Raw genomic sequence first — 22007 nt, 5'->3', positions numbered from 1 at the left:
CCTTGGATGTTGCCTTAATCGGATAAAGGCAACTCTGTAACTTGCAACATCACAAGTAATATATTTATATCTTGAACGTTGTTTGCAGATAATAAACAGCCGCGGGCAATTCCTTTGTGTCGTTTGATATACCTAAACGACGTAAGCCCTACCTCTCTTACATCCTAACGGCTCCGAAGCCGATCCAGTGTGAATAAGTTGTTAAATCAAAACGGAATAGAATTACGAATTATCTTCTCTATCGTTTCAATGTATGTTACAAGATTACAATAAATAATCATAACACTAACCTTGTATCATGTCAAGGAAACATTTAATTATAATTCAAGCGACTGCGGCGAATCTTCTTCATCATTCATAAGGCGGATGGATGTTGGCTGGACCTTCAGGACGATATAGTCGGGGTCGTCAGGACCTTCAAACCATCTCTTCATATGATCGTTCCAAAATTTTTCTTTATAGTGGGCAGAGTCCTCGATGGAAGCGCGCCCTTCAATTTCGACGAAGGTATCACCGTATCCTTCACCTTCGTAACCGAGAAGAATGTGGACATTTGGATTGTTTTCGATCTCATCGGTTTTATGCGTTTCACTGCTTGTTGGTGTGTATAAAGTCAGGTCATCATGGGAGAACGTCATATAGCGGGAATGGGGCTTGTTATTTTTCACGGTGGCCAGTGTCCCCACCTTACTCTCATCAAGAACCTTTAAAATTTGTTGTTTTAGTTCAGCTTGTGACAAGAAATCCATCTCCTTTATTAAATCTTTTAACCATACTATTCCTTTTCTAATGACGAAATAAACATGGGAATGTGTAGAGCGGTTGATTAGGGGGAATAACGAAAGAATGAACTGATGAAGGGTGATGTATGTGATTCCGGAAACACTGGTCGATCTTTGCAAAAAGAGGATGGAACCCTATAATTGTGAAGGATTCGTTTATGGAAAGGGACCGTCTACTCCTGAAATCATGATCGTGGGGGAAGCTCCGGGTGAAACGGAAATTCATAATGGAATGCCTTTTAGTGGAAGAGCGGGAAAAGTGCTGGATGAGTTCTTAAATTATATAGGTGTCTCCCGGGAAGAAATTTATTTCACTTCTACCGTAAGAAGCAGACCTTACAAAATCGTACACAAGAAATCCAATAATAATGATACCATCATAAAAAAATACAACAGGGCTCCGACTATGAAAGAGCAGCTGGCCCATGCTCCGATTCTCGATTATGAATTACAGCATATTAAACCGAAACAGCTTGTCACACTAGGGAATATAGGATTGCAAAGATTGGTGGGGAAGGATTATTCCATTTCCGATGTACATGGGAAGGTAATTCACTCAAAGGTCAGGAAGTTGAAGGATATGGATTCGACTGAATGGATAGTGAGTGATGAAACGTATTCAATCTTTCCAACCTTTCACCCGGCATCGATTTTTTATAACCGTTCTCTGGAAAAAGAGATCTATAAGGATCTGGATAAATTAAAAAATCTCCTTGAACCAATGAAAAAGAGCTGACACTACATGCAGGTGTCAGCTTTTTTACTATTTCTTAGGCATATTTTCCCGGGCCATCTTCACAAGCTCCTTCACCATATTCCCGCCGATCGCTCCTCCTACTTTGCCTGCCTGTTCAGACGTCAATTTTCCGTTATATCCCCTTTGCAAAGGGATACCTTGTTCCTTTGCCATCTCATACTTGGCTTCCTTTGGATCATTTGTACCTGATACTTTCGCTTTCAGCATATCCATCGCAGCTCTTGATTCTGGGACAAGAAGTTTCCTTTTCGACATATTTTCACCCCTTTACTAGCTTTCCCAAAAATTTTTTTGTAAGTATGAAGACTTGTCATATAAGGCTTTTTAAACGTTTGGAGAAAATTCGTCACAAAAAAAGATTGTCTATATTGTGTCAAATAAAATATAATTCTTAATAGTTAGAAAATTTTTATGCAGAAAAAGGGGGAAATGCCGTGGAAGAATTCGTTGGCAAGTTGGTGGGGATCCTTTGGTCTCCTGTCATGATTTACTTTTGTTTAGGCGTAGGCTTACTATTTTCTATTTTAACGAAGTTTTTACAGGTACGGTTGATTAAAGATATGGTGGTTCAAATGTTCAAAGGTGGAAGCTCCAGTGCGGGGGTATCTTCATTCCAGGCTTTGGCTCTTTCATTATCGGGACGTGTCGGAACAGGTAATATCGCCGGTACGGCGACGGCGATTGCCTTCGGTGGTCCGGGAGCCGTTTTCTGGATGTGGACGATTGCCTTCATCGGTGCGAGCAGTGCCTTTATTGAATCGACGCTTGCCCAGATTTATAAAGTGAAGCAGGACGGGGAATACCGTGGAGGTCCTGCGTATTATATTGAAAAAGGGATCGGCTGGAAATGGTATGCGGTATTATTCTCATTCGCGACATTGTTGGCGATGAGTATCTTAATGCCGGGGATTCAGTCGAACTCCATTGCACTGGGACTTGAAAATGCATTCGGGCTCAGCACGACCGTTACGGGTATCGGGCTTGTCGTGTTAATCGGGGTCATCATCTTTGGCGGGGTTAAACGTATTGCCGGAGTGGCTTCGTACGTAGTACCTTTCATGGCTGTGGCGTACATTCTTCTTTCCCTGATCATTGTCGGAATGAATATCGCCGAAATCCCGGCTGTTTTTGCCCTTATTTTTAAAAGTGCATTCGGTGCCGATTCCATTTTCGGTGGAATCATCGGTATGGCTGTTTCATGGGGAGTGAAACGCGGGATCTATTCCAACGAAGCCGGTCAAGGGACTGGACCCCATGCAGCGGCAGCGGCTGAAGTTTCTCATCCTGCAAAGCAAGGACTGGTACAGGCATTCTCGGTTTATATTGATACCCTTCTTGTTTGTACGGCAACGGCATTCATGATCTTATTTACGGGATCTTTCAATACGGAAGCTCCAGATGGGACGATGCTTGCGAACAATTTAGATGGGATCGAGGCGGGACCTGGTTATACGCAGGCGGCCATTGAGTCTGTCATACCTGGGTTCGGAGCGTCATTCGTTGCGATTGCCTTATTCTTCTTTGCCTTTACAACCATTATGGCTTACTATTATATGGCAGAAACGAATGTAGCTTATTTATTGAGAGGGAAGAACACAAAGGCAGCCATGGTGGTCCTGAAGGTGGTCCTTCTTGGTGCCACATTCTACGGTGCAGTGAGAGAAGCGGCACTTGCCTGGGCTCTTGGTGATATCGGTCTTGGGCTGATGGTTTGGCTGAACCTGATTGCGATCCTGATCCTCGCTAAGCCTGCCCTTAAAGCATTGAAGGACTATGAGGAACAGAAGAAGCAGGGGCTGGATCCAGTCTTTAACTCCAAAAAGCTCGGCATCAAAAATGCAGAGTTCTGGGAGCAGGAATACAAAGTGGAAGATAAAGAAAATGCATCATAATCTATAACGAAGAAACCTGCTGCCAGAGAGGCAGCAGGTTTCTTATTGTCTATGGAGAAGTGAATTGCTGTTTACGTAGCAATCGTGTTTACGAAAACATCCTGGAGTAGATCCGGTCTCCAATATATTTCTGAAAAGCATACATAAGCAAAGATTTAACGAAAAACATAGCCGATAACTGGTATTGCTTTAAATGAATCAGTCTCCACACACCGAACTTTTTGAACAATGAATAAAAGGGGTATGTAAAGAATGTATCAACGAGAAGATTGACGAATATATAAAGGAATATATTTTTATATGTGAATTTAAGGATCCATACTGAACCTGTCAGAAAAACTCCGAGGACAAAGGGCATGATGCCATTTACATTAGGGAAGATCTTTGTCGATATAGTCCACCATTTGATCCTTTCTGCCAGCACATTCTCACAATAAACAAGGAAGGACATGAACATGGCAGCTGGTAGATATTTTTTTAACGTCTCTTTTCCTGCCAATAAGAGAAATACCCAGGAAACGAGCATCAATGTAAAAATGATCCACTTACTTCTTTTTTTGCTCAAGCTGACTTCCCCCTTAATGGATGATCTTATTTATAGGATGGTTCAAGGAGAAAATAATTATGCAGGTAAAGGTAATCTTGTAATCCGATCAGAATAGTAAACAATATCTTTGAGTTGGAACACAGAATTGATTATGATAAACGGAGAAGACTGTCATTCAATCACGGGAGGTGCTCTTTTAGTGGATTTATATAAACCATATGTTCAGAATGATCGGCAAAAGAAATTGGTCGATGCTGCCGGAGAACTCGCTGATATGTTTTCTGAGCGGGGGGAGAAGTATGACAGGGAAGATCAATTCCCGTATCAGAATTTCGACGATCTTAAACAAAGTGGATATGGGAATCTTTCTCTTCCGAAAGAGTATGGGGGAGAAGAGATAAACCTGTATGAACTGGTGATGATTCAGGAGAGGCTTGCAACCGGTGATGCGGCAACGGCTTTATCCATCGGCTGGCATCTGGGGGGCTTAATGGAGATCACGGAGACGAGAGCGTGGGATGAACACATCTTCAAAGATCTTTGCAGGAAAATCGTGGATAATAAAGCCCTTATAAATCGTGCAGCAACAGAGCCCGCCACCGGGAGTCCGACGCGTGGAGGGCTGCCTCAGACCAAGGCCGTCAAGACAGATGGGGGCTGGACCTTAACGGGCAGGAAATCCTTTACGTCCATGGCCAGAGTGCTCGACTATTCCTTAATATCGGCCACGATCGATGATACAGACGAGAAAGGTTTCTTTCTTGTGGATCATAACCTTAAGGGAGTAAGCATCGAGGAGACGTGGGATACGATTTCAATGAAGGGGACTGGAAGCGACGATCTCGTCCTGACGGATGTCCATTTACCTGCGTCTTCACTTGTTGAAAGAGACAGCTCTGCCGTGGGGAAAGACATTCCTAAAGCGTGGCTGCTTCATATTCCTGCCTGCTATATCGGAGTGGCAATTGCAGCACGCAATTATGCCATCCAGTTTGCGAAGGACTACTCCCCAAACAGTCTGCCTGGACCGATCAAGGATGTTCCAGAAGTTCAACGGAAAATCGGTGAAATGGAATTAGAGCTGTTTAAAGCCAGACAGATATTATATTCAGTGGCGGATAAGTGGGTGAGGGAACCATCCAAAAGGAGAGACATGGCTTCAGAACTTGCTTCTGTCAAGCATGTGGTGACGAACAGCGCCTTTCAAATTGTCGATACCGCCATGAGGATTGTGGGTGCCAGAGGACTTTTCCGGGATAATCCCATGCAGAGATATTATCGTGATGTGCGAGCGGGGCTTCATAATCCACCAATGGATGATATGGTCATCGGGATGTTAGCGAAAAACGCATTGGAATGATCGCGAAAAGAATGGGAACAGGCTGGTACAAACATGTTTTAGTAAAGTGAAATCCGAACATTTTAAATTCTTTTGGGGAATTCTAAATGTTCGGATTTTTTATTGTTATGGCTAAAGAATACCTAGTGTATTTAGCAGATTCTAGCTGTTGATTGGAGTGCAAGGCGGAGACTCCTGCGGGAAAAGCGGAATAGGTGAGACCCCGCAGGAGCGACAGCGACGAGGAGGCTCGCCTTCCGCCCGAGGAAAGCGGAGTCTTGCACGGAAATCAACAGCGGTGTAACAAGCGATCCTAAAAAGTCAAAAGTACAGATGTTTCGTCTTTAGGTTGATTTTATTTCGTTATATACCAACCCCTTCTCGTTGTTTTTGGTATCTTCATTGTGAATGTAATGTCTTTTCTAATACTTTTTGGTGTTGCGTTTCCAGTATGTGAATTTCATTCAATTCTTCTATAAGATCATGGATGGATAACAATTCATAAAGCATGACGGTTTCACAAGAAAAGTGATGCTTCATGGATTGAAAAGGCTTCATATGAAGTCCCTCGTGATCTTCCCAGAACTCTTCAAGCAGGTTCTTCATCAGTGTGAAATGATGTTCAGGAATTTCAAATGAAGGATGATGCATGATTCCTTTTAAGCTCAGGGTGGCATCCATGATCCGTTCCTTTTCATCTTCACTGAATGCAGATTGAACCGGTAAGTAGATTAGATTTCCAATATGGAAAAGGATCTGCCTCAATAGGTTCAGCTTTTTGTATTCATAATTAAAACAACGCAATTCCTGACGGTTGGAGCGATGAAGCTTCCATTCTTCTTTTTGATACTCACAAAGGGTATCCGTTGTTTCGATTTCTCTTAAAATATCGTTGAATATCAATTTTGTCTCCCTGTGGAGTGAGTGATTCTGAAGGACTTCAGATCCGCGTTTCTCCAATAGGTTCCCCGTTTTGAAATAGAGATTATGGATATTGGTTGAAATCGTGTTGGCATATTTAGGTGGAAGAATCCATAGATTCACCAATGTCGATACAATCAAGCCGATAGTAGTCGTACCAAGTCGGATGAAGAATGTCGCTACATAATGATCGTGTATGGTTGGAATCATGGCGATTCCGGTCAATGTTGCAACCAAGATCCCTGCTCCAAGATGAAGTTTATGGCATGTGATGATCGTCAGAAGTGCGACCAGTGCATACGTAATGGCGTGATCTCCTAGTGTATGGGTGATGATCACGGCAAATAAAGCTCCTATAGCAGAAGCTGGGAAACGGATGAATGCTTTCTTGATTGAATTTGCAGCAGTCGGTTCAATCGTGACGATGGCTGTAATGACAGCAAAGGTCGCCGGCCAGTCCATCAATTCACATACAAGAGCAGTAAGAAAAACGGCAATTCCCGTTTTCGCAATCCTTCCGCCGACAAATTGGAATTTCTTCAAAAAGTCCATAGTTTAAACCCTCTTTAATCAAATTCTCTATTCTCCATTATAAAGTAAGAAAAAACCAAATTAAATAAATTGACAAAAAAAGAACTGTTCAGGGAACAGTTCTTTATATATATGATAACTCATCTTAGAGGTAAGGGCCGCAAAAGAATTTGAATGGACCGAGGCATCTTTTGATCATCCTGAGCTGCTTTTAAATACTTGTACATTCTCTTTCCGGCTACAGAGTTTGCGGAGTGAATCGTGATTCTCTCTGCAAATAACTGTTTTTCCACCATGTAGTGGACGAGCATTAAGCCATTACGAGTCTTACTCTCTAAGTCGTGATCCAGTGAAAGATGAGCGATAGAAAAATTAAGAAGCAGGTCAATACATTCATCGATATCTTTCGCGAGAATGTACCCTTGAGGACAGTGTCGATAATCGTCTAAAAACACATTTACTGTCATATTTATTCTTCTTTCGTCATTTGACTTAATTTAAGCCTAACAGACATTGACAAATAGTTATATAGGTAAATAGTATGATTAATACAAATATATTTGTAATTTTTTTGTAGGTTTTTGGTGAGGAATCTTTATGAAATGTCACTTGGTAAAAAAGTAATGCTTGATTCAATCTTCTTTTTTCCTTAGTAAATCCAATAATAAATCGGGTCTGTCTGTGATGATTCCGTCTGCACCCAGGTTTATGAGTCTTTCCATCGTTGCAGGATCATTGACGGTCCAATAGTGAACATGCAGACCAATGCGATGTGCTCCGGAAATCAACATCGGTTGTGTCAGATCGAGCTTACCTTCCCGGATTGGAAGCTGAAAGGCGTCGACATTTGTTTTATAAAGGTTTCTTAGGAATAATTTGTGAAGGATGACGAATTTCTTTGCTTCCTGCTTCCCTCCTTGGGTGGCGACCCGCCCGTTTGAGTAAGATTCAAATAAATCGATAATATGCTGATCGAATGAAGCGATAAGGACTTTATTTTCCATATCGTATTCTTCGATGAGTTCCATTAATTTCTGCGCGATTTCCTGTGTCCGTTCTTCAGGATTATCGTCTTTTACTTCAATGTTGATCCTCATGTCTGGAAACCGCTGAAACATTTCCTCGAGGGTGGGGATATATACATGTTTTCCGCGAAAGGAGTAGTCTCCATTTAGGTCTTGAAAATAATAGGCTGCATCAAGTCGTTGGAGCTCTTTTAATGTGAAGTCCTTTACAAATCCGTGCCCATTTGTTGTCGCATCAACTGTAGGATCATGAATGGTGACCAAATGACCGTCTTTGGTGATATGTATATCCGTTTCAATTACATCGGCTCCCAAATTGGCGGCATGTTGGAAAGCTTCAATGGTGTTTCCAGGCGCAAGTTGCTTCCCTCCCTGATGAGCGATGACGAGAGGGCGCTCATTTTCTTTTTGTAAAAATGGGGGTGGGGTGGCTGTTTTTACAGGCATCCAGTAGACGATGATGGAAATCGAGACAAAGAAAACGATCATCGCTGCCGAGACGATTAGACGCTGCTTTTTAGAAGTTTCAGGTATTTTGAGATTCGTATTTTTCATCCACTTTCATCCTTTTAATAAAAGATTCTTATCTTTTATTATAGGTACGACCTTTTGAATTTAGGACAATAAAATAGGGTGATTTTAGATGTGTCTAAGAAGAGGAGAGGTGAAGATATTCGTCTTATTTACTATTAGAAGTAAAAAAATTACGTTTTAAAATAAAAACTATTGCTTTTTAACGTAATATAGATTACCTTATAAAGTAAGGAGGGGATATTTTCCATGAAAGACCATTTAAAGCTGAATGTTTCATTATTGCGTAAGCGTGTGCCGAATCTGACAACGGCTGCTAAATCGGTGGGATTGAGGCCGGCCACGGTTTCAAATTTATGTACAGGAAAGATAGCGGTCGGTCGTGCAGAAGTCAAAACAATCGTCACGCTTGCAAATCTGGCTAATTGCACGTTGGATGAACTGATTATTCAGGGAGGGAAACGAAGGATGATTGAAACGGGAATCAAACCACTTGATGTATTTGCACCAGTTGTTCAGGGAGGTACCAACGGATTCGTCGCAAGAGCTCAGGTCGGCCAATTTGTCGTACTGGCTGAATTGACGCAAGCATTGAAGAAGAAAGGGTACCACGCCATATTATTGACACCGGATAAACCATACCCGGGATTAAGTGATCTAGAAGGATTTGTACATGCTAAATGCCATAGTATAGAGGATGCCTTTGCAGAAGTTTCCATGGTTGAAGACAAAGAAAGTATTCTTCTGTATGTGGACCGTTCGTATATCGTATCGGGAGAATTGTATGAATTAAGGGAGCGTTTTGAAGCGGAAGATTATACTGAGCTCACGACACTATTGTTTGATCCGAGTGGGGAAGCAGTCGACGAAGATGATCCGTTCGGTCCGCTTGATAGCCTCTGTTATTTCGATATTGATTTGGCAACCCGTGGGATGTATCCGGCAATTCATCCGGTCCAGTCCACGTCTGTTCTCTTAGAAGACGAAACGGTCGATTCCAGCCACTCGTCGACACACAAGAAGGCAAAAAAATTATTAAGACGGTATAAAGAAATCCGCGTTCTCATGAACACGATCGGGAAGGAGAAAATCCCTGAAGCAGATCTTGAAATTTTTCAAATTGGAGAGAGACTAGAAGCTTACTTGAGCCAGCCCTTCTTCGTTGCAGAAGAATTCACCAAGGTCAAAGGCCAAAGCGTACAGGTTCAGCAAACCATCACAGATATCCAAAAAATACTTCAAGGCGACTTCAACCACCTCGACCCGAAAGACCTTACCTATAAAGGGCAACTGAACTGATTTGAGGGACGGACCTCGGCAGAAATGCTGAGGTCCGTCCCTCTTCTATGACTTTTTTCGTGATTTTATGACTGATGAAAGAGGAATTATCAGAATTTTGTCGTATGTGTAAAGTATTACATTTTTAAACTGGGAGACATTTCGATGCTGATCGAGAAATTATTATTACATGTACTGATTATTTTGGCTCCTGTTCTCATTCAAACCTCGCTTCTTGAAAACCACAGGCTGGGAAAATCGCCTGTTTTCATAGGGGTTTTACATGGGATTGCAGCGTTTATGTGTTTGATTTTTGCTTATGAGAGCTTTGGGTTGTACTGGGATTTCAGGTATATTCCGTTGGTTCTTTCCATGTTATATGGTGGGAGGAAGGCAGGGGTCATCGTCTTCGTATTCATAATATCAGCACGTATCATCAATGGAGGTGATGCAATTGTCTTCGGATTCGTTAGTGCCTTGTTAGCAGGGTTGCTGCCCTTCTTGATTTCCAATCGTTTCTGGTCTTTTTCTCCCAAGAAGCGGGTGACGTTTGCTGTGCTTCTGGGCTTTTGGCCGGCATTGGTGATGCTCGGTATCCTTCTTGCCTTTGCCTTCATAACGGGTGTCCCCGTATCTGGCAACCGGGAAATGGGGCTCTATGTTCTTATATTCGGTGGTATCCAAGTGCTGGGGGTGGGATTGGCAGCTCAACTAAATGAATGGATGATCGAAAAGAAGTTACTGCGTGAAGAAATCATGAAATCGGAGAAGCTGAATACACTTGGTGAATTGGCAGCTTCTATCGCTCATGAGGTACGAAATCCCCTCACTGTTGTGAAAGGATTCCTTCAGTTGATGAAGAAGCAGGTGACCGGTGATCACGATGAATACTTGAAGATTGTGTTGAGTGAATTGGGAAGGGCGGAGGACATCATCAATGATTATCTTAATTTTGCCAAGCCTGAATTTGAAAAGGTCGAGAAGATCAACCTCAGGGAGGTTCTCTCTGATGTCACTGTACTCCTCAACGCCTATGCTCTGAAAGAAGGGGTTTACCTTGAAGCTCATTTACATGAAGATGCCCATCTATTAACGGACCGGAATAAATTGAAGCAAGCCTTCGTGAATATCATAAAAAATGCCATAGAAGCGACTCCTCCCCAAGGCAACGTCACCGTGAATCTTGAGGTCACCCATACTCAGGCGGTCATTACGGTCGCCGATACAGGTAAGGGTATGACGAAAGAACAGGTTTCAAGAATAGGGACGTTATTCTTCACTACCAAAGACCGTGGGACGGGCCTGGGGACATCGGTTTCCATGCGCATCATTGGGGCCATGGGAGGGCATGTCCATTATACGAGCATAGTGAATAAGGGGACAGTCGCCACGATAAGCCTTCCGTTGGACAGTGAAAGGCAAGGGAAATACGAATCAAAACCATCCAATACATATAGTAACAATTTAAACGCTTAGGACATGGACTAAGTGTTTTTTTATTCTGATAAATTCTTTAACTCCATTTCCCGTACATACGTTCCATGATAGGATAGAAGATATGAATGATGAAGCCTAATGTGCAGGCAACTATGACGGTTCCGATCCCCACTGCCCCATGAAACATCATGGCAAGCGTAATGGCAATGGCTTCATTTAATAAACGTGAATTGCGTAAGTTCAATCCGAAACGCCTGTGAATGGCCACCATGAACGTATCCATCGGACTTGAAGGGAGTTTGGCTTGAAGGTATATCGAAATGCCAATCCCGAGGAGCAGGATGCCTGTAATGACCAGGATCAACTGCTGAGGAAATCCCGCAGGTTCCAGGAAGGTAAGGCCCATTGAAATCCAGTAATCAACCATCATCCCGATGATGAATATCGAAAAGGCAGCCAACCATTGTATGCTTTCTTTCAGTAATAGGGCATTTATACAAATGAGGATGCATCCATTCATGAAGATGCATGTCCCGATTGAGAGATGAAAGAGGTTGGATTCCCCCACGGCCAGCGCATCCCAGGGAGCCGCACCAAGTTCCCCTTTGATAATGAGAGAAACACCTAATGAAAGAGCGAGTAAACCAATACAGTAAAAGCCGAATCTTGCCTTCATTCCCCGAATCCTCCGTTCCAAAATGCTTGTCTAATATATATGTTCATTGAGAAACGGTTAGAATCAACATTTTCGACTGAAAGCTTGAGGTGAAACGTCTGTGAAGAAAACGATTAAGATATCCATCAGGGAATTGGTGGAGTTTGTCTATAAAGAAGGTAGCATCGATCTCAGGTTCCAGGCACGCTCCTCCATGACGACCGGTACAAGGCTTCATCAAAAGCTGCAGAAAGAATATAAAGAAGGTGATGAGAAGGAAGTCTTCCTGAAGGGAGAACTAACATATGAGGATATACTTTACCAATTGGAGGGCCGCTGTGATGGAATTCACTATGAAGAAGGAAAAGTCATCATTGAAGAAATCAAGTCAACTGCGAAACGGTTGGATTTGATTGAAGAGGGATCCCGAGTCCACTGGGCTCAGGGAGAATGTTATGCCTACTTATTGGCAAAGGAGAAACAGCTTTCCCAAATCGATGTTCAACTAACTTACATCGAAGTCGAATCAGAACAAACGAAGTCCTTCCATCAGACCTATTCCTTCGAAGAGCTTGAACAGATCGTAACCGCTATCCTGGTGGCCTATACCCCATTTGCCATTTTGTTATTGAACAATGAAGTAAATAAAATGGAAAGTATTGAAGATCTTACATTCCCTTTTCCAACGTACAGGAAAGGGCAAAAGAAACTAGCGGGTGCCGTATACAAAACCGTTTCCGAATCAAAATCATTGTATGCGAATGCACCGACAGGAACGGGTAAAACCATTTCCACTTTATTTCCCACTATAAAAGCGATGGGGAAAGAAAATTCCAAATGGATTTATGTAACGGCTAAAACCATCACCCGGACTGTGGCGGAAGAGGCATTGCATCTCCTTGAAGGAGAGGGGTTGTCCCATAGGACTGTTACGATTACGGCGAGGGATAAAATCTGCTTTAAGGAAGAAACCATATGTCAAAAAGAGTATTGTGAGTTCGCCAATGGGTATTATGACCGCATAAACGGGGCTCTGATCGATATCTTGACAAACGAAACCATCCTTACCCGTCCTATCATTGAAACATACGCAAGAGATCATAAAGTCTGTCCCTTTGAGTTCTCAATCGATCTTTCCTATTTGGTGGACGGAGTCATATGCGACTATAACTACATCTTCGATCCGAAGGTATCCTTTAAAAGAATGAGCGATGAAGGCAAGAAAAAGACGACTCTGTTAGTAGATGAAGCTCATAATCTTGTCGGCAGGGGAAGGGAAATGTATACAGCCTCACTGAAAAAATCGGATTTTTCACAGATCAAAAAGCTGTATTCCGCACACGAAGCGTTGAGGCGAAGTTTAACGGCTGTAAATAAGCAATTCCTCCGGATTAAAAAAGAAGACGGATCTGATATTCGATCTGAATTGGATGCTGAATTTATAGAGTCCGTTATGGGGTTCATTGAGATAGCTGAAAAGAGCCTGGGGGAAGCAGGCAAAGAGTGGTCAGAAGATTTCATGCAATTGTACTTTGATTCGTTAAGTTTTGTTCGAATTTCCAACCTTTTCTCGAAGGAGCATCGTTTTGTGATTGGTCGGAGCTCGAATGACTTAGAGGTGAAGCTCTATTGCATCGATCCATCTAAACTCATCAAGCAGGTTGCAAAGCCTTATCATTCTTCCATCTTTTTCTCTGCAACACTTCACCCGTTTTCTTATTATTTTCAACAATTGGGTGGAGGGGAAGAGGATTATCGTTTCTTGATGCCTTCCCCATTTCAACATGAGCAATGGCAAGTTGGAATTCATCCGATTTCGACCAGGTTCAGTGACAGGGAACGAACCCTTCCGTCCATTACGCATTCAATTGCAGAGACGTTCAATCAGTATACAGGAAATTATCTGATCTTCTTTTCGTCCTATGCGTATATGGAAGAAGCGTATGAAAGGTTGAACAAGGAATCAATGTTGAAGGCGGATACCATCATTCAGGAACCAAATATGAATGAGGGTGAAAGAGAAGCGTTTCTCCAGCAGTTTCAAAGTGAAAGAGAGCAGCCTGTTATCGGTTTTGCCGTCCTTGGAGGAATATTCTCAGAAGGGATCGACCTGAAAGGAGACCGGTTAAAAGGAGTGATCGTGGTCGGTGTCGGCCTTCCACAGCCGTCAGAGGAGCAGGAAATCATCAAAGACCATTTCAATACCTTGGGAATGAACGGGTACGATTATGCCTATGTATACCCAGGACTGAACAAAGTGTTTCAAGCAGGGGGAAGACTCATTCGTTCGGAAGAGGACATTGGTGTCCTGAAACTGATCGATGACCGCTACTTGACTCCTAAGTACCGATCCTTATTACTTGATGAATGGAGTAATTACCGGGTCATAACGTAAGAAAAGACCGCTGAATAGCGGTCTTTTGTGTATTAATTGAAAGAAGGGTCCTTTAACAGGCGATCGAACTCTTCAAGGTGATGGGTTTCATCAGCGATCATATCATCGAGCTTGATGCTAAGCTCGACAAGACCTAATTCGTCAGCCTGTTCTTTACGTTTCTTGTAGCGTTCAATTGTATCTGCTTCGGCTTTTCGTCCTTCTTCAAGCATTTCCTTCACATTATCCGTTTGCTTCACGGCTGCAGGCGTCGTTGTCGGATCTCCACCCAATGTTTTAATCTTTTCAGCCAGATATAAAGCGTGGCCCTGCTCGTCTGGAATTTCCTCTTCGAAGAAAGGCTTTAATATTTGACGATATAAGCCGCTCACTACAGCAGCGTAGTTTGTGTAAAGAATGACTGCGGCATATTCATTTGCCAAGTCTTCATTTAATCCATCAATTAACTCGTTTAATTTTGCTTCATCCATGTGAATACCACCCTTTTTATTTGTTGTTATATAAACCATTTACCCGGGTTCTTGAAAAATAAACATACCCGTCGGATTTGAATGCCCTTCAAATATTTTGTCTTGAAATGGGGATTCTAATTCTATAAAAGTCAGAGGAGGGATGAAAATGTCTAAACAGGGAAAGAAAAGTATGGACCAAACATCGGAACAATTGGCGAAACAAAAAGCGAAAAATGATGTGGAGTTTGCATCTGATACCCAGACAGGAAATGCTAAAGGTCAAAGCCAGAAAAAAAGCGGCACACAAGTAAATAAAAAATAAATGACGAATATCTTTTTCATCGATAGAAAATCCTATATGTAGAAACAGGAGGTGTAAAGGCATGAGAATTGGTGTTGAACAATCCTTAACAAACGTTGTAGAAGCCTTACGTGCTCAGGGGCATGAAGTAGTGGAGCTGAAGCAGGAGTCAGATGCAAACGGATGTGACTGCTGTGTCGTAACAGGAATGGATACAGATGTAATGGGTATTCAGAATGTAGCGACTCAAGGCCCGGTCATCGAAGCAAGCGGACTGAGTGCAGATCAAATCTGTCAGGAAGTACAAAGCAGACTGCAATAGTTTACAGCACAAAAAACAGTCAGGGATGGCTGTTTTTTTGTTGCATATTAAAAGAAGTGGATCGTGCACGATTTTTGGCTCATTCGGTTGAAACGTACGTTTCAACCGCCTTTCAGCAAAGCTGAAAGGTCGTCTAAATGAAAAGAATCCCCGGACCTAATGCATTAGTCCGGGGATTCTTTTCATTTAGACGGAAATGAGCCAAAAATCAACTAGATAAGGATTCGAAACACGATCACCCAATCTGTGCAAGTGGCTGATTTCTTAGGTGCTCCCGCAGAAGGTCAGGAGCAGTTAAAAAGACGAGTCCATTTCCTTCCAGTGTTTTCGGGAAACCGAGTGGGACCGTGCGTTTAATGAGTTGAGCATATACTTCACATTCAGATAGCTTGCGGTCAAAGGAGACCTGTTCGAACTCTTTGATCAGGGCCAGGGCTCCGGAGACGTGGGGAGCAGACATGGAGGTGCCGCTGAGCTTAGCGTATTTCTCACCAGGGATGGTCGATAAGATTTGTTCACCGGGTGCCACTAAGTCAACCTCATTGTTGGAATTGGTGAAGTAGGAAGACTTTCTCTGGAGGTCAATGGCTCCGACCGAAATGACTTCATTGTAGCAGGCAGGGTAGGAGAATTCATCCGTACTGCTATTTGAGTCACCCTCGTTACCGGCAGCGCAGACCACCAGGATGTTGGAATCCACCGCTTTTTGAATCGCTTCATGAAGCGGCTCATAGTCTGTAGGGCCTCCCAGGGACATGGAAATGATGTCGACCTTTTGTTCAATCGCATACAAAATACCATTTACGATCCATTCATACTTTCCACTTCCACGGCTGCCGGCAAGAACTTTAATGACCATCAGATCAGCCTGTGGGGCCACTCCGATGACACCATCGCCATTTTCACTTGCGGCAATCGTTCCCGCCACATGAGTACCGTGTCCACTGTAATCAGTCACGTTATCTTCCGCGCCGTCATCATCATCGGTGAAATTCCGGAAGCTCTTGACCTTCCCCGCAAGATCCGGATGGTTCATATCACATCCTGTATCGAGGATTGCAATGGTCACACCTTTTCCTTTATACCCATTCTTCCACATGCTAGGAGCTTGGATTAAATCAACGCCTTTAGGAATTTCATTTGCATCAACAATCATTTCGTCCATGAAATATGGAATTAACCTAATTTCACCTTGCATATCAATCCCTCCTAAAATAGTGTTGCATTGCAGAATAGAAATCAGAAGTTTCTGAAAATATAACATTTCTGGGACAAAATGAAAAGGGATAATAGTAATAGGAAAATAAAACCAATCGTAATTTCGCACTTCAGAGCATATAGGGATTTGGGAATAACCAACAAAAGAGATAGTCCACGGAAAGATGTCAAACGGTTTCAAAGTAAAGGCTGGAAATTTAAACAAACGTTTGATTAGTGCCTCGAACCCTTGATGAAGGAAGGTTTTTTGAAGTTAAACAAACGTTTGATTAAAAAGGACACTACGGTTTTTTTCATCATGTATCCCCGGTTCCTTCATAAAATAGAATGAAGGAAGGGGGATTACGGGATGAATTATTATCAATACGGCTATCCGGCTTATTCCTATTATCGAAATACTCCCAATATGGCGTATGCTCAAATCCAGGGAGGACCACTCGCTCCTGGGCTGCAAGGGTATGTTTTTTTTCGGGAAGTTCAAAATGGAGTGGAAGTATTTGCCGAGGTGACAGGTCTACCGTCTTATAAAGAAGGAAAAGGGGATCAAAAACCGATTGGCCCCCACGGTTTTCACCTCCATGAGAAGGGAGTCTGTGAAATAGGGGATCCGAAAGAACCTTTCACTTCTGCAGGAGGGCATTGGAATCCGACCAATCAGCCACATGGCAATCATGCAGGGGATTTTCCTGTTTTGTTTTCGAACGATGGCTATGCCAAAATGTCCTTCTTTACGAATAAATTCAAAGTGGGTGACGTGATCGGTAAAGGAGTCATCATCCATCAAAACCCGGATGACTTCAGATCACAGCCTTCAGGGGATGCAGGAAAGAGGCTTGCGTGCGGAGTGATCATGGGATATGGAACTTAACAAGAAAAAGGGTTGACCCTTGAATCGGGTCAACCCTTTTATGGGAAGAGGTATTAAAATACCCCCAAGACATCAAGCATGACAAACAGGATCAACACAGGTGCCACAAAACGGATCAAGAAGAACCACGTTTCGAACAATCCGCGCTTCAACCCGCTACCTTGCTTTAATTCTTCATAGAGTGCCGTTTTCTTCATTTTCATAGGGACGAAGATTGCGATGAGCAATGACCCGATTGGAAGCAATACATTACTGACGGCAAAGTCGGCCAGGTCGAAAATGGTTTTGTTAAAGAGCGTGATGTCCCCCATGATTCCGAAAGATAATGCCGATGGGATCCCGCAAACGAAAATGGCAAGGCCGATGATCCACGACCACTTTCTCCGCTTTACAGGGTCTCCCTTCGAAATGACGGAAACGATGATTTCAAGCATCGAAAAGGCAGAGGTCAATGCTGCGAATAAGAACAGTACCAGGAATGCGATGAAGAAGAGCATCCCGAAAGGTAGCTGACTGAACACAGTAGGCAGCACATTGAACAGCAATACAGGACCGGCACCCGGTTCTAAATCAAAGGCAAAGACTGCAGGGAAAATTGCAAGACCGGCTAACAACACGATGAAGATATTCATCGCAACAATTGAAATGGCCGAACGGGGCAGACTCTGCGTTTTCGGGAGGTAGGAACTGTACGTCACCATGACCGATACCCCGACACTTAATGTGAAGAACGATTGTCCCATTGCTTCCAAGATCGTCTGAGACGTCACTTTAGAAAAATCCGGCTGAAGCAGGAATGTGATTCCTTCACCTGCCCCTTCCAGTGTTACCGCGCGGATCACAAGCAGAATGAATAGGATGAATAACGCCGGCATCATGATTTTACTTGCCAGCTCAATCCCTTTTTCAATCCCTTTGGCCACGACAATGATGGTCATCAAGATGAAAAGAAATTGGACAAATACACTGGTTAATGGATTTGAAATCGTCGTCCCGAATACTTGGGCATACTGATCTGAAGTAAGTCCGTTTAATTGTCCAGTGACAGCTTTGAATAAATAAACGACGATCCAACCACCGATCACACTGTAGAACGAAAGCAGGATGAAGGAGGTGATCATCCCAAGAATCCCTACCCAGTGCCATTTAGTCCCGGGAGCGATCTTACGATACGAATCCACGGCATTGCTCCCGGATGTTCGTCCGATTGAGAATTCTGCCAATAGTAATGGAAGACCGAGTAGTAAAGTAAATAGAATAAAGATCAGGAAGAATGCTCCGCCTCCATTTTCACCGGCGATATAAGGGAATTTCCATATGGCCCCCAATCCGATGGCAGACCCGGCTGCCGCTAAGATAAAGCCGATTTTCGATGACCATTGTTCACGCTGACTCATTCTCATTCTCCTTTCTGTTTTTTGTGTGGGAGGGGATTTTTGACCAAATAAAAAAATCGCCCCTACGTATCGTAGGGACGATTTGGATATCGCGGTACCACCCTAGTTATGAGAAGTATCTTCTCATCACTCTTCACACATAACGGCCTTGACCGTCTTTTGATCTCGTCAAAAGAAGCTCCGGAATCGAAATTCGCTTAATCTTTGTACCGGTTCACACCAACCACCGGCTCTCTTTAACAGGGAAATGTCTGCTACTTGTTTCCTTCAAAGCTTTTCAATATTAGGTTATACAATTTTTATCATGAATCAAAACGACTTGTCAATCTATTTCGGGAAAAGGTGTGAGAATTGTCTGGAATTGATGGTGGTTTTTGGTTTGGTACGAATGGGTGGGAGGTGGCTGCCAGGCACCGAATGGTGAATTGGTACCTGGCACCAAACACCGGAAGCGTACCAGGCATCAAATGTACAATTTGTACCTGGTACACATGCCCTTGGCAAGCGTCCATCCATTGAGTTCATCTTTCCACTGAAGTAAAATGAAAGAAAAATAGGTGAAAAGGTGTTTTGCATGAAATCATATATTATCGTTGGTGCCGGCATTCTGGGAGCTTCAACTGCGTATCATCTTGCGAAGGCAGGAGCGGATGTCATCGTTGTAGACGGCAGGGATCCCGGACAGGCAACCGATGCGGCAGCAGGGATCGTCTGTCCGTGGCTGTCACAGCGGAGGAATAAAGTGTGGTATCGTCTTGCCAAAGGCGGAGCCAAATATTATCCGAGCATCATAGAACAGCTGGAAGCTGATGGAGAAACAGACACAGGCTATAAACGCGTAGGAGCCATCAGTCTACATACCGATGAACAGAAATTGCATAAGATGGTGGAAAGAGCGGAGAAGCGAAGGGAGGACGCGCCGGAAATCGGTGAGCTTAACCTTCTGACCGCAGAAGAAACAAGGCAGCGTTTTCCACTGCTTTCTGAGGAGTATCAGTCTGTTCATGTCAGCGGGGCAGCCAGGGTGGATGGTAGAGCGATGAGGAATGCCCTTTTAAATGGGGCTGAAAAGCACGGGGCAACACTGCGACAAGGAGAGGCCACGTTGTTAAACGAAGACAATCGGAACATTGGTGTCAAAATAGGAGACGAAGTACTTCGGGCGGACGGAGTCATCGTGACGGCCGGGGCCTGGGCGAAGGAACTCTTTCTACCCCTTGGAATCAACTTTCTCGTATCCTCCCAAAAAGCGCAGATTCTCCATCTGCAAGCAGGGGGGCAGGAGACCGATGGATGGCCGGTCGTCATGCCACCCAATGATCAATACCTCCTTGCCTTTCCTGAAGGAAGAGTCGTGGCCGGGGCCACTCACGAAAATGATGTCGGTTTTGATCAGCGGGTAACAGCTGGGGGATTGCACGAAATTCTTCACAAAGCAATGGACGTTGCACCGGGAATTGGTGACAGTGCAGTCCTTGAAATGAGAGTGGGATTTCGTCCGTTCACACCTGGTTTCCTTCCCGTTTTTGGTGTCATGCCGGGATTGAATGATGTCTGGGTGGCCAATGGACTTGGCGCATCGGGCTTAACGGTGGGTCCATATCTTGGTTCGGAGCTTGCGAAACTGGTTCTCGGTGAACCTACAGAACTTGATCCAGCTGATTATGATGTAGCAGGGGCCGTAGAGTAAAAGAAGAAAAAACCACTCCCCCTATCTTCTATAGGGAATGACCCTTATAATAGAGGGAGCGAAATTTAGTTTAGGAAGAAAAGGTGTTTACGATATGAGTTTATTGACAGTCAAAAACTTAACACACGGTTTCGGTGACCGTGCGATTTTTAACGATGTATCTTTCCGATTGTTGAAGGGTGAACATATCGGCTTGATCGGTGCCAACGGAGAAGGAAAGTCTACATTTATGAATATCATTACAGGGAAGCTTGAACCTGATGAAGGGAAAGTGGAATGGGCGAAAAGGATCCGTATCGGCTACCTGGACCAGCATGCTCAGTTGAAGCAGGGGATGACGATCCGGGACGTATTGAAAACGGCCTTCCAATACCTGTTTGATATGGAAACTGAAATGAACGAGCTCTTTGCCAAGATGGGGGAAGCCTCTCCGGAAGAACTGGAAGAATTGCTGGAGGAAACCGGTACCCTTCAGGATGCGTTGACGAATAATGATTTCTATATCATTGATGCCAAGGTGGAAGAAATCGGCCGTGGCCTTGGGTTGGATGATATCGGATTGGATAAAGATGTCCACGATTTAAGCGGGGGGCAGCGGACGAAAGTATTGCTGGCCAAGCTATTACTCGAAAAGCCGGACATCCTGTTACTCGATGAGCCTACCAACTATCTCGATGAGCAGCATATCAATTGGTTGAGACGCTATCTGCAGGAATATGAAAATGCATTTATCCTGATCTCTCATGATATCCCGTTCTTAAATAGTGTCATCAACCTGATCTATCATATGGAAAACCAAGAGCTGAATCGCTATGCCGGGGATTACCATGAGTTCAAGCGGGTCCATGAAATGAAGAAACAGCAGCTGGAGTCTGCATTCAAGAGGCAACAGCAGGAAATATCAGAGCTGAAGGACTTCGTGGCCCGCAATAAAGCACGGGTATCCACCCGGAACATGGCCATGTCACGTCAGAAGAAGCTCGATAAGATGGATATGATCGAGCTTGCTGCAGAGAAGCCGAAACCGGAATTCAACTTTAAACAAGCAAGAACCGCCGGCCGGGTCATCTTTGAGACGAAGGATCTTGTGATCGGGTATGATGAGCCGTTATCAAAGCCACTCAACCTCAAGATGGAACGTGGTCAGAAGATTGCTCTATCAGGAGCCAATGGAATCGGGAAGACGACATTACTGAGAAGTATCCTTGGCGAAATCAAGCCGATCTCCGGTTCAGTGGAGCTTGGGGATTATCTTCATATCGGATATTTCGAACAGGAAATCAAATCAAAGAACAATAACACGTGCATCGAAGAGGTGTGGAATGAATTTCCTTCCATGAATCAGGCAGAAGTGCGTGCAGCCCTTGCCAAATGCGGTCTGACGACAAAGCATATCGAAAGTAAGGTGGAAGTGCTGAGCGGTGGGGAAAAAGCGAAGGTACGCCTATGCAAGCTTATGAACAAAGAATCGAATGTACTTGTATTTGATGAACCGACAAACCACTTGGATGTCGAGGCCAAAGAAGAGTTGAAGCGTGCCTTGAAAGAATACAAAGGTACGGTGCTCTTAATCAGCCATGAACCTGAATTCTATCAGGACGTAGCGACAGAAGTATGGAACTGTGAAGATTGGACAACGAAATTGTTTTAATGAAAAAGCCGAATCCCT

General features: G+C 43.7%; 21 protein-coding genes and 1 other annotated feature. Of the genes, 11 read left to right on the top strand and 10 right to left on the bottom strand.

The genetic code is table 11. The annotated features are described in order from the left end of the window. Positions 1-317: 317 nt before the first annotated feature. Positions 318-740 carry a pyridoxamine 5'-phosphate oxidase family protein gene (locus KYJ26_RS13870; RefSeq protein ID WP_219167988.1) on the bottom strand — a complete coding sequence of 141 codons (423 nt, stop codon included), beginning with the start codon at positions 738-740 and terminating at the stop codon, positions 318-320. A 124-nt stretch (positions 741-864) separates the two neighbouring features. On the opposite strand from KYJ26_RS13870, the gene KYJ26_RS13865 reads away from it, so the two are divergent. Then, the gene (locus KYJ26_RS13865) at positions 865-1518 is read left to right on the top strand and encodes a uracil-DNA glycosylase (RefSeq protein ID WP_219167987.1); all 654 of its coding nucleotides are present in this window, start codon (positions 865-867) and stop codon (positions 1516-1518) included. A gap of 27 nt (positions 1519-1545) precedes the next feature. Here the strand turns inward: KYJ26_RS13865 and KYJ26_RS13860 are convergent, their stop codons facing one another. Beyond that, positions 1546-1794: a small, acid-soluble spore protein, alpha/beta type gene (locus tag KYJ26_RS13860; protein ID WP_219167986.1), complete on the bottom strand. Its 249-nt coding sequence runs from the start codon at positions 1792-1794 to the stop codon at positions 1546-1548. A gap of 179 nt (positions 1795-1973) precedes the next feature. Here KYJ26_RS13860 and KYJ26_RS13855 point away from each other — a divergent pair, with 179 nt between their 5' ends. Beyond that, complete coding sequence (locus tag KYJ26_RS13855; protein ID WP_219167985.1) at positions 1974-3431, top strand: alanine/glycine:cation symporter family protein; 1458 nt, start codon at positions 1974-1976, stop codon at positions 3429-3431. A gap of 88 nt (positions 3432-3519) precedes the next feature. On the opposite strand, the gene KYJ26_RS13850 is transcribed toward KYJ26_RS13855, so the two are convergent. Then, positions 3520-3996: a hypothetical protein gene (locus KYJ26_RS13850; protein WP_257475042.1), complete on the bottom strand. Its 477-nt coding sequence runs from the start codon at positions 3994-3996 to the stop codon at positions 3520-3522. 181 nt (positions 3997-4177) lie between these two features. On the opposite strand from KYJ26_RS13850, the gene KYJ26_RS13845 reads away from it, so the two are divergent. Continuing rightward, the gene (locus KYJ26_RS13845) at positions 4178-5338 is read left to right on the top strand and encodes an acyl-CoA dehydrogenase family protein (protein ID WP_374939765.1); all 1161 of its coding nucleotides are present in this window, start codon (positions 4178-4180) and stop codon (positions 5336-5338) included. A 378-nt stretch (positions 5339-5716) separates the two neighbouring features. On the opposite strand, the gene KYJ26_RS13840 is transcribed toward KYJ26_RS13845, so the two are convergent. The 3 genes from KYJ26_RS13840 to KYJ26_RS13830 form a co-directional block, all read right to left on the bottom strand. Continuing rightward, positions 5717-6790, bottom strand: a complete 1074-nt coding sequence (locus tag KYJ26_RS13840) for an aromatic acid exporter family protein (protein ID WP_219167984.1) — start codon at positions 6788-6790, stop codon at positions 5717-5719. Between the two features lie 119 nt (positions 6791-6909). Continuing rightward, positions 6910-7236, bottom strand: a complete 327-nt coding sequence (locus tag KYJ26_RS13835; protein WP_219167983.1) for a cyclic-phosphate processing receiver domain-containing protein — start codon at positions 7234-7236, stop codon at positions 6910-6912. 165 nt (positions 7237-7401) lie between these two features. After that, positions 7402-8349 (bottom strand): glycerophosphodiester phosphodiesterase family protein, encoded by a 948-nt coding sequence (locus KYJ26_RS13830; RefSeq protein ID WP_219167982.1) that lies wholly within the window; start codon positions 8347-8349, stop codon positions 7402-7404. Between the two features lie 225 nt (positions 8350-8574). Here KYJ26_RS13830 and KYJ26_RS13825 point away from each other — a divergent pair, with 225 nt between their 5' ends. Together KYJ26_RS13825 and KYJ26_RS13820 are read left to right on the top strand one after the other, a co-directional pair. Next, positions 8575-9624, top strand: a complete 1050-nt coding sequence (locus KYJ26_RS13825) for an ATP synthase beta subunit C-terminal domain-containing protein (protein WP_219167981.1) — start codon at positions 8575-8577, stop codon at positions 9622-9624. A 144-nt stretch (positions 9625-9768) separates the two neighbouring features. Next, a complete protein-coding gene (locus KYJ26_RS13820) occupies positions 9769-11079 on the top strand; it encodes an ATP-binding protein (RefSeq protein ID WP_219167980.1) in 1311 nt (436 codons plus the stop codon). A gap of 37 nt (positions 11080-11116) precedes the next feature. Here KYJ26_RS13820 and KYJ26_RS13815 read toward each other — a convergent pair whose 3' ends face one another. Further along, complete coding sequence (locus tag KYJ26_RS13815; protein WP_219167979.1) at positions 11117-11716, bottom strand: YczE/YyaS/YitT family protein; 600 nt, start codon at positions 11714-11716, stop codon at positions 11117-11119. 100 nt (positions 11717-11816) lie between these two features. On the opposite strand from KYJ26_RS13815, the gene KYJ26_RS13810 reads away from it, so the two are divergent. After that, a complete protein-coding gene (locus KYJ26_RS13810; protein WP_219167978.1) occupies positions 11817-14090 on the top strand; it encodes a helicase C-terminal domain-containing protein in 2274 nt (757 codons plus the stop codon). Between the two features lie 32 nt (positions 14091-14122). Here KYJ26_RS13810 and KYJ26_RS13805 read toward each other — a convergent pair whose 3' ends face one another. Then, positions 14123-14560, bottom strand: coding sequence for a ferritin-like domain-containing protein (locus KYJ26_RS13805; protein WP_219167977.1), 438 nt, complete (start codon positions 14558-14560; stop codon positions 14123-14125). A gap of 148 nt (positions 14561-14708) precedes the next feature. Between KYJ26_RS13805 and KYJ26_RS13800 the strand changes: the two genes are divergently transcribed. Further along, positions 14709-14864, top strand: a complete 156-nt coding sequence (locus KYJ26_RS13800) for a hypothetical protein (protein ID WP_219167976.1) — start codon at positions 14709-14711, stop codon at positions 14862-14864. Positions 14865-14925: 61 nt separating this feature from the next. After that, positions 14926-15165: a YkuS family protein gene (locus tag KYJ26_RS13795; RefSeq protein WP_206852339.1), complete on the top strand. Its 240-nt coding sequence runs from the start codon at positions 14926-14928 to the stop codon at positions 15163-15165. A gap of 235 nt (positions 15166-15400) precedes the next feature. On the opposite strand, the gene KYJ26_RS13790 is transcribed toward KYJ26_RS13795, so the two are convergent. Beyond that, positions 15401-16363, bottom strand: coding sequence for a S8 family peptidase (locus KYJ26_RS13790; protein ID WP_219167975.1), 963 nt, complete (start codon positions 16361-16363; stop codon positions 15401-15403). A gap of 369 nt (positions 16364-16732) precedes the next feature. Here KYJ26_RS13790 and KYJ26_RS13785 point away from each other — a divergent pair, with 369 nt between their 5' ends. Next, positions 16733-17251, top strand: coding sequence for a superoxide dismutase family protein (locus tag KYJ26_RS13785; RefSeq protein ID WP_219167974.1), 519 nt, complete (start codon positions 16733-16735; stop codon positions 17249-17251). Between the two features lie 53 nt (positions 17252-17304). Here the strand turns inward: KYJ26_RS13785 and KYJ26_RS13780 are convergent, their stop codons facing one another. Further along, positions 17305-18648: a sodium-dependent transporter gene (locus KYJ26_RS13780; protein WP_219167973.1), complete on the bottom strand. Its 1344-nt coding sequence runs from the start codon at positions 18646-18648 to the stop codon at positions 17305-17307. A 70-nt stretch (positions 18649-18718) separates the two neighbouring features. Beyond that, positions 18719-18928, bottom strand: a binding site (T-box leader). A 294-nt stretch (positions 18929-19222) separates the two neighbouring features. Here KYJ26_RS13780 and KYJ26_RS13775 point away from each other — a divergent pair. Then, positions 19223-20338, top strand: a complete 1116-nt coding sequence (locus KYJ26_RS13775; RefSeq protein ID WP_219167972.1) for an NAD(P)/FAD-dependent oxidoreductase — start codon at positions 19223-19225, stop codon at positions 20336-20338. Between the two features lie 94 nt (positions 20339-20432). Further along, positions 20433-21989: an ABC-F family ATP-binding cassette domain-containing protein gene (locus KYJ26_RS13770; RefSeq protein ID WP_219167971.1), complete on the top strand. Its 1557-nt coding sequence runs from the start codon at positions 20433-20435 to the stop codon at positions 21987-21989. The last annotated feature ends 18 nt before the right edge of the window (positions 21990-22007 follow it).

This window comes from Rossellomorea orangium (genome assembly GCF_019334305.1).
In the GTDB taxonomy this organism is placed as follows: Bacteria; Bacillota; Bacilli; order Bacillales; family Bacillaceae_B; genus Rossellomorea.
The sequence above is the reverse complement of the archived record's forward strand: the minus strand, read 5'-3'. Positions and strand labels throughout refer to the sequence as shown.

Coding starts and splice junctions, on each gene's coding strand:
- KYJ26_RS13785 (WP_219167974.1), top strand. CDS start 16,733: ATGAATTATTATCAATACGGCTATCCGGCTTATTCCTATTATCGAAAT.
- KYJ26_RS13860 (WP_219167986.1), bottom strand. CDS start 1,794: ATGTCGAAAAGGAAACTTCTTGTCCCAGAATCAAGAGCTGCGATGGAT.
- KYJ26_RS13830 (WP_219167982.1), bottom strand. CDS start 8,349: ATGAAAAATACGAATCTCAAAATACCTGAAACTTCTAAAAAGCAGCGT.
- KYJ26_RS13805 (WP_219167977.1), bottom strand. CDS start 14,560: ATGGATGAAGCAAAATTAAACGAGTTAATTGATGGATTAAATGAAGAC.
- KYJ26_RS13820 (WP_219167980.1), top strand. CDS start 9,769: ATGCTGATCGAGAAATTATTATTACATGTACTGATTATTTTGGCTCCT.
- KYJ26_RS13865 (WP_219167987.1), top strand. CDS start 865: ATGTATGTGATTCCGGAAACACTGGTCGATCTTTGCAAAAAGAGGATG.
- KYJ26_RS13770 (WP_219167971.1), top strand. CDS start 20,433: ATGAGTTTATTGACAGTCAAAAACTTAACACACGGTTTCGGTGACCGT.
- KYJ26_RS13790 (WP_219167975.1), bottom strand. CDS start 16,363: ATGCAAGGTGAAATTAGGTTAATTCCATATTTCATGGACGAAATGATT.
- KYJ26_RS13835 (WP_219167983.1), bottom strand. CDS start 7,236: ATGACAGTAAATGTGTTTTTAGACGATTATCGACACTGTCCTCAAGGG.
- KYJ26_RS13815 (WP_219167979.1), bottom strand. CDS start 11,716: ATGAAGGCAAGATTCGGCTTTTACTGTATTGGTTTACTCGCTCTTTCA.
- KYJ26_RS13780 (WP_219167973.1), bottom strand. CDS start 18,648: ATGAGTCAGCGTGAACAATGGTCATCGAAAATCGGCTTTATCTTAGCG.
- KYJ26_RS13800 (WP_219167976.1), top strand. CDS start 14,709: ATGTCTAAACAGGGAAAGAAAAGTATGGACCAAACATCGGAACAATTG.
- KYJ26_RS13840 (WP_219167984.1), bottom strand. CDS start 6,790: ATGGACTTTTTGAAGAAATTCCAATTTGTCGGCGGAAGGATTGCGAAA.
- KYJ26_RS13795 (WP_206852339.1), top strand. CDS start 14,926: ATGAGAATTGGTGTTGAACAATCCTTAACAAACGTTGTAGAAGCCTTA.
- KYJ26_RS13775 (WP_219167972.1), top strand. CDS start 19,223: ATGAAATCATATATTATCGTTGGTGCCGGCATTCTGGGAGCTTCAACT.
- KYJ26_RS13825 (WP_219167981.1), top strand. CDS start 8,575: ATGAAAGACCATTTAAAGCTGAATGTTTCATTATTGCGTAAGCGTGTG.